The 14,098-nt window shown below is 66.4% G+C and carries 11 protein-coding genes; 6 read left to right on the forward strand and 5 right to left on the reverse strand.

The window, feature by feature from the left end:
- A partial coding sequence (locus tag N7590_RS20240) for a pirin family protein (protein WP_279935835.1) occupies positions 1–848 on the reverse strand: 848 nt, incomplete at its 3' end.
- A 215-nt stretch (positions 849–1,063) separates the two neighbouring features.
- Between N7590_RS20240 and N7590_RS20245 the strand changes: the two genes are divergently transcribed.
- Positions 1,064–3,145 (forward strand): carbon starvation CstA family protein, encoded by a 2,082-nt coding sequence (locus N7590_RS20245; protein WP_006462520.1) that lies wholly within the window; start codon positions 1,064–1,066, stop codon positions 3,143–3,145.
- Positions 3,145–3,369, forward strand: coding sequence for a CstA-like transporter-associated (seleno)protein (locus N7590_RS20250; RefSeq protein WP_005410613.1), 225 nt, complete (start codon positions 3,145–3,147; stop codon positions 3,367–3,369). The genes N7590_RS20245 and N7590_RS20250 overlap by 1 nt, the downstream gene beginning before the upstream one ends.
- A 523-nt stretch (positions 3,370–3,892) precedes the next feature.
- Here N7590_RS20250 and N7590_RS20255 read toward each other — a convergent pair.
- Both N7590_RS20255 and N7590_RS20260 read right to left on the reverse strand, forming a co-directional pair.
- Positions 3,893–5,023 carry a DUF3103 family protein gene (locus tag N7590_RS20255; RefSeq protein WP_053511936.1) on the reverse strand — a complete coding sequence of 377 codons (1,131 nt, stop codon included), beginning with the start codon at positions 5,021–5,023 and terminating at the stop codon, positions 3,893–3,895.
- A 185-nt stretch (positions 5,024–5,208) separates the two neighbouring features.
- Positions 5,209–6,459, reverse strand: coding sequence for a DUF819 family protein (locus tag N7590_RS20260; protein WP_040007302.1), 1,251 nt, complete (start codon positions 6,457–6,459; stop codon positions 5,209–5,211).
- 134 nt (positions 6,460–6,593) lie between these two features.
- Here N7590_RS20260 and N7590_RS20265 point away from each other — a divergent pair, with 134 nt between their 5' ends.
- Positions 6,594–6,983: a VOC family protein gene (locus N7590_RS20265; protein ID WP_164242919.1), complete on the forward strand. Its 390-nt coding sequence runs from the start codon at positions 6,594–6,596 to the stop codon at positions 6,981–6,983.
- A 392-nt stretch (positions 6,984–7,375) separates the two neighbouring features.
- On the opposite strand, the gene N7590_RS20270 is transcribed toward N7590_RS20265, so the two are convergent.
- Entirely contained in the window at positions 7,376–8,662 is a 1,287-nt protein-coding gene (locus tag N7590_RS20270) for a HAMP domain-containing sensor histidine kinase (RefSeq protein WP_164242920.1), read from the reverse strand.
- On the reverse strand, positions 8,649–9,362 hold the full coding sequence (locus N7590_RS20275) for a response regulator transcription factor (RefSeq protein WP_053511933.1): 714 nt from the start codon (positions 9,360–9,362) through the stop codon (positions 8,649–8,651). The genes N7590_RS20270 and N7590_RS20275 overlap by 14 nt, the downstream gene beginning before the upstream one ends.
- Before the next feature lie 130 nt (positions 9,363–9,492).
- Between N7590_RS20275 and N7590_RS20280 the strand changes: the two genes are divergently transcribed.
- The 3 genes from N7590_RS20280 to N7590_RS20290 all read left to right on the forward strand — a co-directional run bounded on the left by N7590_RS20280 (position 9,493) and on the right by N7590_RS20290 (position 13,706).
- Positions 9,493–11,196 (forward strand): glycosyltransferase family 39 protein, encoded by a 1,704-nt coding sequence (locus N7590_RS20280; protein ID WP_164242921.1) that lies wholly within the window; start codon positions 9,493–9,495, stop codon positions 11,194–11,196.
- A gap of 111 nt (positions 11,197–11,307) precedes the next feature.
- Positions 11,308–12,060, forward strand: coding sequence for a phosphatase PAP2 family protein (locus tag N7590_RS20285; protein ID WP_164242922.1), 753 nt, complete (start codon positions 11,308–11,310; stop codon positions 12,058–12,060).
- A complete protein-coding gene (locus N7590_RS20290) occupies positions 12,057–13,706 on the forward strand; it encodes a phosphoethanolamine--lipid A transferase (protein ID WP_164242923.1) in 1,650 nt (549 codons plus the stop codon). The genes N7590_RS20285 and N7590_RS20290 overlap by 4 nt, the downstream gene beginning before the upstream one ends.
- Positions 13,707–14,098: the final 392 nt, after the last annotated feature.

Genomic DNA, 14,098 nt, shown 5'->3' on the forward strand with positions numbered 1-14,098 from the left:
AATTTGCCTTCCTGGAAATCGACGAAGGCCTGCATCAGTTCCTGCCGCGTGTTCATCACGAACGGACCGTGCCGCATCACCGGCTCGCGCAGCGGACGGCCGGCCACCAGGATCAACCGCGCGCCATCACGGCCGGCCGAGATGTGCAGCTGTTCACCGCCGCCCAGCACCGCCAGTTCCTGGCGCGCCACGTCACGCGCGGCGTCCTGCTCGCCCACCGTCATTGCACCTTCGAATACATAGGCAAACGCGTTGTGCCCTTCCGGCAGTGCGTAGGTCCAGGCGCGGTCGGGCGCCAGCGTGATGTCCAGGTAGAGCGGATCGGTGGCCGGCTGCACGATCGGCCCGCGGGTACCGTCGACGCTGCCGGCAATCACCTTCACCTCCACGCCGGCGGCCGGCTGCACCAGCGGAATGCGCTCGGGCGCGAACTCCTGGTACTTCGGCTCGGTCATCTTGTCCTTCGCCGGCAGATTCACCCACAGCTGGAAACCACGCATCTGCCCGCTTTCCTGTTCGGGCATCTCCGAATGCACCAGGCCGCGCCCCGCCGTCATCCACTGCACGCTGCCCGGGGTCAGCAGGCCTTCGTTGCCGTGGTTGTCGCGGTGCCGCATGCGCCCGTCGAGCATGTAGGTCACCGTCTCGAAACCACGGTGCGGATGCTCGGGGAAACCTGCGATGTAGTCCTCGGCGCGGTCGGTGCCGAATTCATCGAGCAGCAGGAACGGATCCAGGTCGGGCAGCGTCGGGCCACCGATGACGCGGGTCAGGCGCACGCCGGCACCATCGGAGGTGGGCATGCCACGGATGGTGCGCAGTACGCGGACCGGTTCGGGAAAGCTCATGGCGACTCCTGTTGGATGGATGCCCCTGAAGATGGACGCCACACGGCCGGACGCCAATGGACGGCTCCGCAACCGATTGTTCCATCGCTGATGTTCGCTGCACGTCAGCATTCCCTTCGTACGACCAAAGTACTACCGCAGATTCGTCCTGTGCCAATTGACCGTGTCGAGGGCAAGCAGGACTCTTTGTCTGTCTTTCCGGGAGAGAGCACCTCATGAAAGGGTTTTCCAAACTGGGCTGGGCGGTACTCGCCCTGCTCGGCGCGTTCTGTCTGGGCACCGTGGCGCTGCGTCGCGGCGAACACATCAATGCCCTGTGGATCGTCGTCGCGGCGGTGTCGCTGTACCTCGTCGCCTATCGCTTCTACAGCCTGTTCATCGCCAACAAGGTGATGCAGCTCGATCCGACCCGGGCCACCCCGGCGGTGATCAACAACGATGGCCTGGACTACGTGCCGACCAACAAGCACGTGCTGTTCGGCCACCACTTCGCCGCCATCGCCGGCGCCGGCCCGCTGGTCGGCCCGGTGCTGGCCGCGCAGATGGGCTACCTGCCCGGCCTGCTGTGGCTGGTGGTGGGCGTCGTGCTGGCCGGTGCGGTGCAGGACTTCATGGTCCTGTTCCTGTCCAGCCGCCGCAACGGACGCTCGCTGGGTGACCTGGTGCGCGAGGAGATGGGCCAGGTGCCCGGCACCATCGCCCTGTTCGGTGCCTTCCTGATCATGATCATCATCCTGGCCGTGCTGGCGATGGTGGTGGTCAAGGCACTGGCCGAGAGCCCCTGGGGCATGTTCACGGTGATCGCAACGATGCCCATCGCGATCCTGATGGGCGTGTACATGCGCTACATCCGCCCCGGCAAGATCGGCGAGATCTCGATCGTTGGCCTGATCCTGCTGCTGGCCGCGATCTGGTTCGGCGGCAAGGTCGCGGCCGACCCGACCTGGGGCCCGGCGTTCACCTTCACCGGCACCCAGATCACCTGGATGCTGATCGGCTATGGTTTCGTCGCTTCGGTACTGCCAGTGTGGCTGCTGCTGGCACCGCGTGACTACCTGTCGACCTTCCTCAAGATCGGTACGATCATCGCGCTGGCCATCGGCATTCTGGTGGTGATGCCGGAACTGAAGATGCCGGCGCTGACCCAGTTCGCCGCCAGCGGCGATGGCCCGGTGTGGAAGGGCGGCATGTTCCCGTTCCTGTTCATCACCATCGCCTGCGGTGCGGTGTCCGGCTTCCATGCGCTGATTTCCTCCGGCACCACGCCGAAGCTGCTGGCCAATGAAGCGCACATGCGCTACATCGGCTATGGCGGCATGCTGATGGAATCGTTCGTGGCCGTGATGGCGCTGGTGGCGGCTTCGATCATCGATCCGGGCATCTACTTCGCGATGAACAGCCCGGCGGCGGTGATCGGCCCGGATGTGGCGTCGGCCGCGCACTACATCACCAATACCTGGGGCTTCACCATCACCCCGGAACAGCTGACCGCCACGGCCGCGGCGATCGGCGAGCCAACCATCCTGCACCGCGCCGGTGGCGCACCCACGCTGGCGGTGGGCATCGCACAGATCCTGCACCAGGCGATTCCAAGCAGCAGCGACGCAATGATGGCGTTCTGGTACCACTTCGCGATCCTGTTCGAAGCGCTGTTCATCCTGACCGCGGTGGACGCCGGCACCCGTGCCGGGCGCTTCATGCTGCAGGACCTGCTGGGCAACTTCGTGCCAGCGTTGAAGAAGACCGAGTCGTGGACCGCCAACATCATCGGCACCGCCGGCTGCGTGGCGCTGTGGGGATATCTGCTGTACACCGGCGTGGTCGATCCGTTCGGGGGCATCCAGACGCTGTGGCCGCTGTTCGGCATTTCCAACCAGATGCTGGCCGGCATCGCGCTGATGCTGGGCACGGTGGTGCTGTTCAAGATGAAGCGTGACCGCTACGCGTGGGTCACCGCGGTGCCGGCGGTGTGGCTGCTGATCTGCACCACCTACGCCGGCTTCATCAAGATCTTCGACAGCAACCCGGCGCAGGGCTTCCTGGCACAGGCGCACAAGTTCCAGGCGGCGCTTGCCAGCGACACCATCACCGCGCCGGCCAAGTCGGTGGCGCAGATGAAGCAGATCGTGGTCAACGCCTACGTCAATACCGGGCTGACCGCGCTGTTCCTGCTGGTGGTGGGCGCGGTGCTGGTGTATTCGATCAAGACCATCCTGGCCGCCCGCCGCAACCCGCAGCGCAGCGACCGCGAGACCCCGTACGTGGCGCTGAAGCCGCATGAAATGGTGGATCTGTGATGAGCACGCAACTGGTTCCCGCCGGCCAGTACCAGGCGCACCGCCGCATCTGGCGGCGCCTGGTGCAGACCGCTCGGCTGTGCTGTGGGATTCCTGATTACGACAACTACGTCCGGCACATGCTGGAAAAGCATCCGGACCAGGAGCCGATGGACTACAAGACGTTCTTCCGCGAGCGGCAGGAAGCACGTTATGGCGGCCGCAATGGCGGTCGCTGCTGTTGAAGTTGTGTGTGGGTGGCGGGCTTGCAGCCCGCCGCCCGCCGATTCAACTTCAACTGCAACTGCAAGAGCGTCGGCTCTGGGTTTCTGTTTGGTTGGCGGGGCGGTGTGGGCTTGCAGGACACGCCGTAAACCCTTCCATGGGGGCTCGATGGCGCCATCCATGGCGCCAACGGTCCTGCAAGCCCACACCGCCCACCTCTGACAGATTGCCGGTGACGGCGAGACACATGCGGGGTCAGATCCGTTTCCCGAAGGAAACGGATCTGACCCCATTTTGTTTATCGATATCTGACAGATGTGCCGACCAACGGTCGGCACCCACCAACAGCCGCGTGAACCTGTCGAAGGCGGGGCACTGTGGGTGTGCGGGGTGTGAGCCGCATGGATGCGGCGGCCAAGCCCCCATGGATGGGTTTACGGCGTCCCCGCACACCCACAGTGCCCCGCCAACCCACGGAATGCCGCTTCGGCTTTTGACGTTGCCGTTGATTGAAGCGGGTGCAGGGCTGCAAGCCCTGCCGACCTACTCCACCAGGGTGATGGGGGTGAGCGTGACCTTGGCGTTGTTGGCTGCCCCCAGGCGATCGGTATAGGCCTGCCCGCGCTGCAGCAGGTAGAAGCTGTCCAGGTAATCGATGTCGTTGGAGAACCACGACGACGGCATCGCCTTGAGGATCGCGCCGGCAATATCGGCAATGACCGCATACTCTGGTGCGAACGCACCCAGCGCTGCCTTCACACCGTTGCTCAACGCCACCAGCAGGTCCTGGTAGTTGGTGTCACCGTCATCCTCGAACAACTGCACGTTGGCGGCGTTGAACCGATAGTTGCCCCACAGGACCAGCGCCTGCTGCGGCGTGTAGTCGGTCTTGTCATGGTCCAGGTAGGGCATGTCGACCGTGGCCATCTCCGGCTCCGCCTTGCCGATCTGCAGCCCGGACACCACCGCGAACACCTCCGCCGCGCCCAGTGCCCACGGCTCCTGGTCGTCGGCCAGGCGGATGCGGTCCAGCCGGGTGATGTCCAGTGATGCACGCGCGCCATCGGCCGACAGCTGGATGCGCTCGGGCGATTGCAGGCCCCGTGCGCGCAGGCCGGCGTTGACCAGCGCCATGCCCTCCTGCACCGAGCGCCGGGTATCGACATCGACGATCAAGACCGGGAATGCCGGTGCCTGCCTTGCGTCCAGCACATGCGCGCGGCCCTGCGCGTCGTAGGCCGTCAGCGTGGTCCAGTCACGATCATTGCCCCGTGGCAGGCTGGCCACCCACAACTGGCGTGGCGCGATGTCAGCTAGCGACTGGCCCTCCGGCACATAGGCGCGCAGCTGGAGCAGCCCCTCGCCCTGCGCTGGCAAGCCCTTGGCCTGGCGCAGGTGCTGATCGTTGCTGGCCAGCGAGACGCTGGCCTGGGTGCGGACGCCCGGGTCGAAGCGCTCCATCACGGCGTCCAGTGCCACGCCCCGTTCCGGTGAGGCCGCCAGCGTGGTGCGCACGGCCTCGGCGAAGCCGGGTTGGGCAATCAATCCCGCCACCTCACGCGCACTGGCCTCGGTTACGGCCTGTATCTGGGCACCACGCGCGGCAGCATCGCCTTGCGCAGCTGCCCCGGCGCTGGCCAACAGCAGTGCCAGCAGCGTGGCCCCCCCAATCATCCGTCGATGCGTCATTCCAGCCCCCAGGCAACGTCGCTGCGGATGAGCGACAGGTGCTGTCTACGCTACGTCGCGATCACCATACGATCCGGCATGTACCGCACAGTTCCGCCTGCGGCCTGCAAAAAAAGAGCCGAGCATCGGCTCGGCTCTACACGGGATCGCGATGCCAGGCGTGGCCCGGCTCAGCCGGTGGCCATCCACTTCAGGATCAAGCCGGTGACATACGCCAGGCCCGTACCGGTGGCATAGCCCACCGTGCCCAGCAGCACGCCCACCGGAGCCAGCGTGGGGTGGAAAGCCGCCGCCACCACGGGGGCCGATGCCGCCGCACCGATGTTGCCCTGCGAACCGATCGCGAAGAAGAACAACGGCGCGCGCAGCAGCTTGGCAACGATCCAGAGCACCAGCACGTGCGTGGCCATCCAGATCGCACCCAGCAGGAACAGCCACGGACGATCCAGCAGCGACAGCAGGTTCATCTGCATGCCGATGCAGGCGATCAGGAAGTACAGGAACACCGTGCCCAGCCGCGAGGCACCCGCCGCTTCCAGCCGGCGTGCACGGGTGAAGCTCAGGCCCAGGCCCATTGCGGTGGACAGCAGGATCACCCACACGAACTGGCTGTCCAGGCTGAACTGGCTGGCCCAGCTGACGTTGGCCTTGAACCAGCCCGACAGCGGCGCCGCGATCGCATGGGCCAGGCCGACGCCGCCCAGCGCCACGCCGACGATCACCATCAGGTCGGTCATGCTGGGAATGCGCGCATTCTGCGCCTCGTAGGCACTGATGCGGGCCTTCATCTCGTCGATGGCGCGGGTATCGGCGCCGTTGCGGGTGTCGATCTGCTGCGCACGATTGGCCAGGAACAGCAGGATCGCCATCCACAGGCTGGCGCAGGCCACGTCGACCACCGCGAACTGTCCGAAGGTGGTGGCATCGGTACCGAACACTTCGCGCATCGCGACCATGTTGGCGCCGCCGCCAATCCAGCTGCCAGCCAGCGCGGCCATGCCGGCCCAGGTGTCGCCGGCCACGGTTTCCGGGTGGATCAGCTTCATCAGCTGGAACGAGACGATGGCGCCGAGCATGATGCCGGCGGTACCGGCACAGAACACCAGCAGCAGCTTCGGGCCGAGCTTGATGACGCCCTTCAGGTCGATCGACAGGGTCAGCAGGACCAGCGCCGCAGGCAGCAGCACATCACGTGCGACCGGGTTGTACAGCGAGGTGTTGTGGCCGTCGATGACACCGGCGGTGTTGTAGATGGCGGGGATGAAGTAGCACAGCAGCAGTGCCGGCACCCAGGCGAAGATCTTCTTCAGCAAGGGGGTCGGACCGCTGGCAGCCCAGAAGATCAGGGCCAGGGTGGCGGCAATCAGGCCCAGTCCAACGATGTCGTTGCTGATCAGGGCAGTAGCGGGTTCGGTCGGCATGGGATCCTCTGTCGATCGAAAGAGCGGGAAAAAAAAGCGCCGCATGAAGCGGCGCAGGTTGAGATTAACATTGTCTTCACGCCGGGTCATGCTGCAGTGCCGACCACGACCCCATCCCCTCCGGGAGCCTCCCCATGCAGCTCGGCGCTTTCTCGGTCAGCCTCTCGGTGAAGGACCTGGCCGCCTCCCGTGCGTTCTATGAAGCGCTGGGCTTCACGGTCACCGGTGGTGACCCGGCACAGAACTGGCTGGTGTTGCGCAGCAACGGTACGGTGATCGGACTGTTCCAGGGCATGTTCGAGGGCAACCTGCTGACTTTCAATCCTGGCTGGGACCAGCACAAGCAGGAACTGCCCCACTTCCAGGACGTACGTGAACTCCAGGCCGAGCTGGACTCCAAGGGCATCGAGCTGGCAGTACGTACCGACCCTGAGGGCCAGGGTACCGGCTACCTGCAGCTGGCCGATCCTGATGGGAATGTGATCCTGATCGACCAGCACGTGGCGCGCCCGGACGGACGGTGACCACTGCTGGGTAGGCGTCGACCTTGGTCGACGGACAGCATGCCAACCAAGGTTGGCATCTACCACGACACAGGCCGCCCATTGCCTGGGTAGGCGTCGACCTTCGTCGACGTACAGCATGCCAACCAAGGTTGGCATCTACCACGACACAGGCCGCCCATTGCCTGGGTAGGCGTCGACCTTGGTCGACGTACAGCATGCCAACCAAGGTTGGCATCTACCACTACACGGGCGGCCCATTGCCTGGGTAGGCATCGACCTTGGTCGACGTACAGCATGCCAACCAAGGTTGGCATCTACCACGACACAGGCCGCCCATTGCCTGGGTAGGCGTCGACCTTGGTCGACGGGCAGTATGCCAACCAAGGTTGGCATCTACCGGCGCGGCCCGATCAGGCCGGGCGCGATGCGCTGAAATCCAGGGTGGCGCGCGTACCTCGCGCTGCGCAGGGCTGCAGCCGCAGGGTCCATCCCAGGTGTTCGCACAGGCGCGCGATCAGGTCCAGGCCGATGCCCCCACCGCGGTCGGCGCGGTCGCCCCGGGCCATGCGCGCGTGAATCGCGGCGATCTCCTCCGGGCTCATGCCGTGCCCCGGGTCCTGCAGGGTGAGCACTGCCGACGAACTTAGTTGCAGTTCGATATGGCCACGCCCGCTGTTCTCGATGGCATTGCGCAGCAGGTTGCCGATCGCCGCCTGTACCACCGCCAACGGCGCGACGATGTCCACCGGCGCGGCCTGGATGCCGATGCTGAGGTCCTTGTCGCCAAGCAGGTGGCGGTGGTCATCGACAATCTCGGGCAGCAGCTGGTCCAGCGCGATGCGCTCGGCGCGAGCGGCCAGTCGCGCCGGATCGCGTGCCAGCACCAGCAGCAGCTCGATCAGCTGCTCAACGCTCTGCGCCGTACGCAGCACGCGCTGCATCTGCTGGCGCGCCCGATCCGGCAGGCCCGGCTGTTCCAGTGCCAGTTCCGCGGCGCCGGTCATCACCGCGATCGGCGTGCGCAGCTCATGGCTGGCGGTACTGATGAACACCCGCTCACGCTCGACGAACTGCTCGTTGCGGTCCAGGTAGTCATTCAGCGCATCGGCGATGGTATGCAGCTCGGAACTGCCGCGCGGGTCCACGTTGATGCGCTGCCCCTGCACACCCGGCCGCAGCGCACCGATATGCTGGGCCAGCAGGCTCAGCGGACGCACCATCCGCTCCATGCCAAACGAAGCCATCAGCACGGTGACGAAGATCATGATCACCCCGGCCAGCATCACCCAGCGCGTCGCGAACTGCTCCAGGTCATGGAAGTCGGAGATGTCCAGCGCCAGCGCCACCCGCCCCATCGAGCCGGTGTCGCGCACCATCACGGCGGTCTGCCGCCCCTTGATCGGTACCCCATCGTGCAGCCCTGGGTGCAGCGTGCGAACGCTCTCGGGCATGTTGCCTTCATCGAAACGGAACAGGCTGAGCGTGTCCGAGTCCTGCCAACGGTAATGCGGCTCGTGCTCGGTATGGTCGACGATGCTGTCCAGTTCGGAGTTGAGCAGCGCGCGCCAGGCCGCATGCTCGGCATGCTCGTGAACGTAGTTGCCGACGCTGAACACCGCGATCGACAACAGCGCCAGGTAGCCCAGCAACCACCACACCACGCGCCGGTACAGCGGGCCCGGCTTACGCGCCTTCATCGTCTTCCCTGGCCGGATCGCTGGCCGAAGTCACGGCCAGGCGATAACCGACCCGCGGCAGCGTGTGGATCAGCTTGTCGGCAAACGGGCCATCGACGCTGCGGCGCAGTTCGTAGACATGCGAACGCAACAGGTCTCCATCCGGTGGCTCGTCGCCCCACAGCGCGAACTCCAGCTGCTGGCGGGTGACCGCTCCGGGGCTGGCGCGCATCAGCACTTCCAGCAGCTTGCGGCAGGCCGGGTACAGATGCAGTACCTGGCTGCCGCGCTGCGCCTCCAGGGTGGCCAGGTCCAGCACCAGGTCGCCCACCTGCAGCCGCTTGCGCGGATTGCGGCCCTGCGCACGCAGCAGCAGCGCCTCCAGCCGCACCTCCAGCTCGGGAAGAGCAAACGGCTTGGTCAGGTAGTCGTCGGCACCGGCGCGGAAGCCGGCGATCTTGTCCGGCAGCTCGTCACGTGCGGTCAGCATGATCACCGGCACTTCCGAGGCGTGCTCGGCGCGCAGGCGGCGCAGCACCTCCGGCCCCTCCATGCGCGGCAGCATCCAGTCCAGGATCACCGCATCGTAGGGGTGGCTGCCGGCCAGGTGCAGGCCAGTGATGCCATCCGGGGCCACGTCCAGCACATGCCCGCGCGACTCGAAATAGTCGAACAGGTTGGCCACCAGCTGGCGGTTGTCCTCGATCACCAACAGACGCATGCACGAAACATCCACGGAAGTTCGTAACATGGTAGCGCTGCCCATGTCGGAATGCGGTCGCCTTGGCCACCTCCGACGCTTTTCCCACCCCCGCCGCCTCAGAATGGCTGTTTTGCTCCCGGAGCCCGCCGTGCCCGTAGCCCTGCCCCGTCGTTGGCGCCTGCCCCTGTTGTGGCTGCTGATCATTGCCGCGCTGGCGGCCGGTATCGGCATGCGCCAGCCGCAACCGCCGGACGAGCCCCGCTTCGTGCTGGCTGCCCGCACCATGGTCGAGAGCGGGCAATGGCTGCTGCCACACCGTGGCGTCGAGCTGTATGCGGAAAAGCCTCCGGTGTTCATGTGGCTGCAGGCGGCGGCCTACGAGGTGGTCGGCAGCTGGCAATGGTCATTCCTGCTGCCCTCGCTGCTGGGCGCCCTGCTCAGCCTGTGGCTGGTCTCGGACCTGGCGCGGCGCCTGTGGTCACCCCGGCATTCGCTCTATGCCGTGGCTGCGCTGTTCTGCACCTTGCAGTTCGGCCTGATGGCCAAGCGCGCGCAGATCGACATGGTGCTGGTGGGCATGACCACGGTGGCCCTGTGGGGCCTGATGCGCCACCTGTGCGAGCGACCCAACCTGCCCGCCCTGTGGCTGGCCGGTTTCGCCGCCGGTGTCGGCACGGTGACCAAGGGCGTGGGTTTCCTGCCGCTGCTGATGGTGCTGCCCTGGTTCGGCTGGCGGCTGTACCAGCGTCGCCGCGGCCATGTGGTGGACGGCCCGCATCCGGCCAGCCTGCTCTGGCTGATCCCGGCCTTCCTGCTGGGCGTGGGGGTGTGGCTGGCACCGCTGGGCTGGGCCCTGCTGCATGCGCCCAGCGCCGAGCTGCAGGCCTACGCGCATGAGCTGTTGTTCAAGCAGACCGGCACCCGCTACGCCAACGCCTGGCATCACCGCCAGCCCGTCTGGTACTACCTGCAGGTGATCCTCACCCTGTGGCTGCCGGGCAGCCTGCTGCTGCCGCTGCTGTTCAAGCCATGGTGGCGCCGCCTGCGCCGTGGCGACCGCCGGCAGTGGCTGCTGCTGGGCTGGGCGCTGCTGGTGCTGGTGTTCTTCAGTGCCAGCCCGGGCAAGCGCGAGGTCTATCTGCTGCCGATGCTGCCGGCCATGGCGCTGGCCGTCGCACCGCTGCTGCCGGGCCTGCTGCGCCGGCTGTGCGTGCGCCGCTACCTGTTCGGCTACAGCGTGGTGCTGATGCTGGCCACCGGCGTGCTCGGCGTGATGCTGATGACCGAGCACCCGTGGGCGGTGGCGCAGCTGGAGCGCCGGGCCATGCCTGACACCCTGCTGCCGGTGCTCGGCGACGGCCTGCTGACCTTCGCCATCGCCCTGGCCACGTTGATCGTATGGCTGCGGGTACGGCGTGCTGCGACCCTGGTGCTGCTGACCCACGGCATGCTGTGGATGCTGTATGGACTGGTGCTGATCCCGGCGCTGGACCCCTACGCCTCGGCCTCGGCGCTGATGCGCCGGGTCGGCACACGGATCGGCCCCGATGCCGAACTGGCGCTGGTGGCCTGGCGCGAACAGAACCTGCTGCAGGCCGACCGCCCGGTGCGCGAGTTCGGCTTCAAGCGCCCCTGGGCCGAGCAATGGCACGATGCGGGCCCGTGGCTGGCCGGGGCGCCGGACAAGCGCTGGCTGCTGGTACTGGACGATGCGATGAGCCCGTGCGTGGACCCGGCCAAGGTGATCGACATCGGCGTGGCAAACCGCAATCGCTGGCAGCTGCTTCCGGGTACCGCCTGGGACCCGCAATGCCATGCCGAGCGGGCCGGGTCGACCGCCGAAGAAGACTGAACGTTGGCTCGTGCCGGGCAAACATTAACCCGGCACGAACGAGCGTCCGACCCTTCTCCGACATCCAGGTGACGAGCATGGCCGCGGATTCCCGAACCGCCCTTTCCCAGCATGCCCGTCCGTCCCATTGATTCGGTAGCGCCGCTTGCGACATCGCCGCTGGCGTCAAGATTTGCCGTAACTCACCTCTGGCTGCCTGTCGCCATCGGCCTGCCCGTGTTCGCGCTGCTGATGGGCTTCGGTGGCGACCAGTGGCTGGCCGACCACCTGTTCCGCCTTGAGGGTGGCCACTGGGCGTTGCAGGACGCCTGGGTCACCCGCACGCTCGTCCACAAGGTCGGCAAGTGGATGAGCACGGCCGCCGCGCTGGTGGCGATCCTGTTGTGCTTCCACCATTGGCGCAAGGGCCGTGACCGGACCCTGCGCTGGGCGCTGCTTTATGTCGTTGTTGCCATGGCGTTGGGCACCGGAGTGATCTCCCTGCTGAAGTCGCTGGTGCCGATGGAATGCCCGTGGGACCTGCTGCGCTATGGCGGCCACCAGCCCTTCATCGGACTGTTCACCCTGCGCCCGGCCGGCATGGCCCCGCAGGCGTGTTTCCCGGCCGGGCACGCCAGCGCGGGCTACGCCTGGCTTTGCCTGTACTTCTTCGCCCTGCTGTGGCGGCCGTCGTGGCGCTGGGCGGGGTTGTGGATCGGCCTGGGCAGCGGCCTGGTGTTCGGCATCAGCCAGCAGCTGCGCGGCGCGCACTTCCTTTCGCATGACGTTGCCACGGCCTTGACGTGCTGGCTGCTTTCGTTGGGCCTGTATGTCCTGATCCGCCGTCAGCTGGACCGTCCCCACCGCCAGGAGGCAAACGCATGAGCGCATCGGTCCAACGCTCTACCCGCCTGCCGCCCCTGGCAAGCGTCCTTCGCTGGCGGCCGCAGCTGTCCACCGAAGCACTGATCGCGCTGACCAGCCTGTTCTTCGCAGTGGCCGGCAACGGCCTGTTCTGGCACAGCGCGATGGCCAGCCATCCGGGCAGCCTGCGCTACGCCCTTTCGCTGCTGCTGTTGCTGCTGGGTACGCACGGCGTACTGCTCGGCATCCTGGTCTGGCGCTGGAACGCCAAGGTGGTGATCAGCCTGCTGCTGCTGGTGACTGCATTCGCCGCGCACTACATGAGCCGTTACCACATCTACCTGGATGCGGACATGCTGCGCAACGTGCTGGCAACCGACCCCAAGGAAAGCCGCGAACTGATGACGGTGTCGCTGGTGTGGCCGGTGCTGCTGCTGGCGGTGCTGCCGATGGTGGTGCTGTGGCGGGTGCAGCTGCGCCGCCGCAGCTGGGGCCGCAGCCTGCTGTGGCGCCTCGGCTTCCTGGTGGTGGCCGCAGTGACCGCGGTCGGCGGCGCGTTGATCTCGTTCCAGGACGTCTCGGCGCTGATGCGCAACCAGCGCGAAGTACGCTATCTCGCCACCCCGGCCAACGTGCTGCTGGGCATGCCGCGTGCACTGCGTGGCGACAATCCGGTGCAGCGCGCGCCGAAGCTGCCGATCGGCACCGACGCCAAGGCCACCCCGCGTGCACCGGCCAGCAAGCCGCGCCTGCTGGTGATCGTGATGGGCGAGACCGTGCGTGCGCAGAACTGGGGGCTCAACGGCGGCCGCAACACCACGCCGGAACTGGCGCAGGCGCCGGTGATCAACTTCCCGGACATGCACTCGTGCGGTACCAGCACCGAAGTCTCGCTGCCGTGCCTGTTCTCGCCATGGGGCCGCCACGACTACGACGAGAAGAAGATCCGCGCGCACCAGTCGCTGCTGCATGTGCTGAACCGTGCCGGTATCGCACCGCTGTGGCGTGACAACCAGTCCGGCTGCAAGGGCGTGTGCGAAGGCCTGGACTTCCAGTCGTTGTCCGACGCGACCACGCCGGGGCTGTGCGCCGATGGCCGCTGCATGGATGAGATCCTGCTGCAGGACCTGGCCACCCAGGTGCGCGCCAAACCCGGTGACCGGGTGGTGGTGCTGCACCAGCTGGGCAACCACGGCCCGGCCTACTTCGAGCGCTATCCGCCGGCATTCCGCCGCTTCACCCCGACCTGCGACACCCGTGACATCGGCCGCTGCTCGCGCGAGGAGATCACCAACAGCTACGACAATGCCGTGCTGTACACCGATCACTTCCTGAGCAAGACGATCGGCACGCTGCAGGGCCTGCAGGACTACGACACGGCGATGATCTACCTGTCCGACCACGGCGAGTCGCTGGGCGAGAAGGGCCTGTTCCTGCATGGCGTGCCCTACGCCATCGCCCCGGCCGAGCAGACCCGCGTGCCGATGACGATGTGGTTCTCGCCGGGCTTCGCCAGCAGCCGTGGACTGGACCTGCAGTGCGTGCGCAAGCGTTCGGCGGCGTACGCCGACCACGACAACCTGTTCCCGTCGGTGCTGGGCCTGATGCAGGTGAAGACCTCGCTGTACGAGCGCGACCGCGACGTGTTCGCCAACTGCGAAGGGTGAGGGTTGTTTGGCAGGGCTTGCAGCCCTGCACCTGCAGAGGCAACTGCAACCGCAACGGCCGAAGCAACAGCAACAGCGTGCATTCCGTGGGATGGCGGGGTGGGTCCGGTGGCGGGGGGCGCCGTAAATACGTCCATGTAGGCTCGGTCGCCGCATCCATGCGGCTCACGCCCCCGCCACCGGACCCACCCCGCCTTCGACAGTTTTCCGCGATCTGTTGGAACGGCAGTCTGCTCTGGTGGGTGTCGACCTTGGTCGACACGGTAGATCTGATTCAAATTTGATTTTCGATATCTGACAGATGTGTCGACCAAGGTCGACACCTACCAACAGTCGCGAGGATCTGTCAGAGGTGGGGCGGTGTGGGCTTGCAGGACCGTTGGCGCCATGGA

This window comes from Stenotrophomonas sp. GD04024 (assembly GCF_029837545.1).
Classification (GTDB): Bacteria; Pseudomonadota; Gammaproteobacteria; order Xanthomonadales; family Xanthomonadaceae; genus Stenotrophomonas; species Stenotrophomonas forensis.

Coding starts and splice junctions, on each gene's coding strand:
- N7590_RS20275 (WP_053511933.1), bottom strand. CDS start 9,362: ATGCGTCTGTTGGTGATCGAGGACAACCGCCAGCTGGTGGCCAACCTG.
- N7590_RS20265 (WP_164242919.1), top strand. CDS start 6,594: ATGCAGCTCGGCGCTTTCTCGGTCAGCCTCTCGGTGAAGGACCTGGCC.
- N7590_RS20285 (WP_164242922.1), top strand. CDS start 11,308: ATGCCCGTCCGTCCCATTGATTCGGTAGCGCCGCTTGCGACATCGCCG.
- N7590_RS20245 (WP_006462520.1), top strand. CDS start 1,064: ATGAAAGGGTTTTCCAAACTGGGCTGGGCGGTACTCGCCCTGCTCGGC.
- N7590_RS20290 (WP_164242923.1), top strand. CDS start 12,057: ATGAGCGCATCGGTCCAACGCTCTACCCGCCTGCCGCCCCTGGCAAGC.
- N7590_RS20260 (WP_040007302.1), bottom strand. CDS start 6,459: ATGCCGACCGAACCCGCTACTGCCCTGATCAGCAACGACATCGTTGGA.
- N7590_RS20250 (WP_005410613.1), top strand. CDS start 3,145: ATGAGCACGCAACTGGTTCCCGCCGGCCAGTACCAGGCGCACCGCCGC.
- N7590_RS20270 (WP_164242920.1), bottom strand. CDS start 8,662: ATGAAGGCGCGTAAGCCGGGCCCGCTGTACCGGCGCGTGGTGTGGTGG.
- N7590_RS20255 (WP_053511936.1), bottom strand. CDS start 5,023: ATGATTGGGGGGGCCACGCTGCTGGCACTGCTGTTGGCCAGCGCCGGG.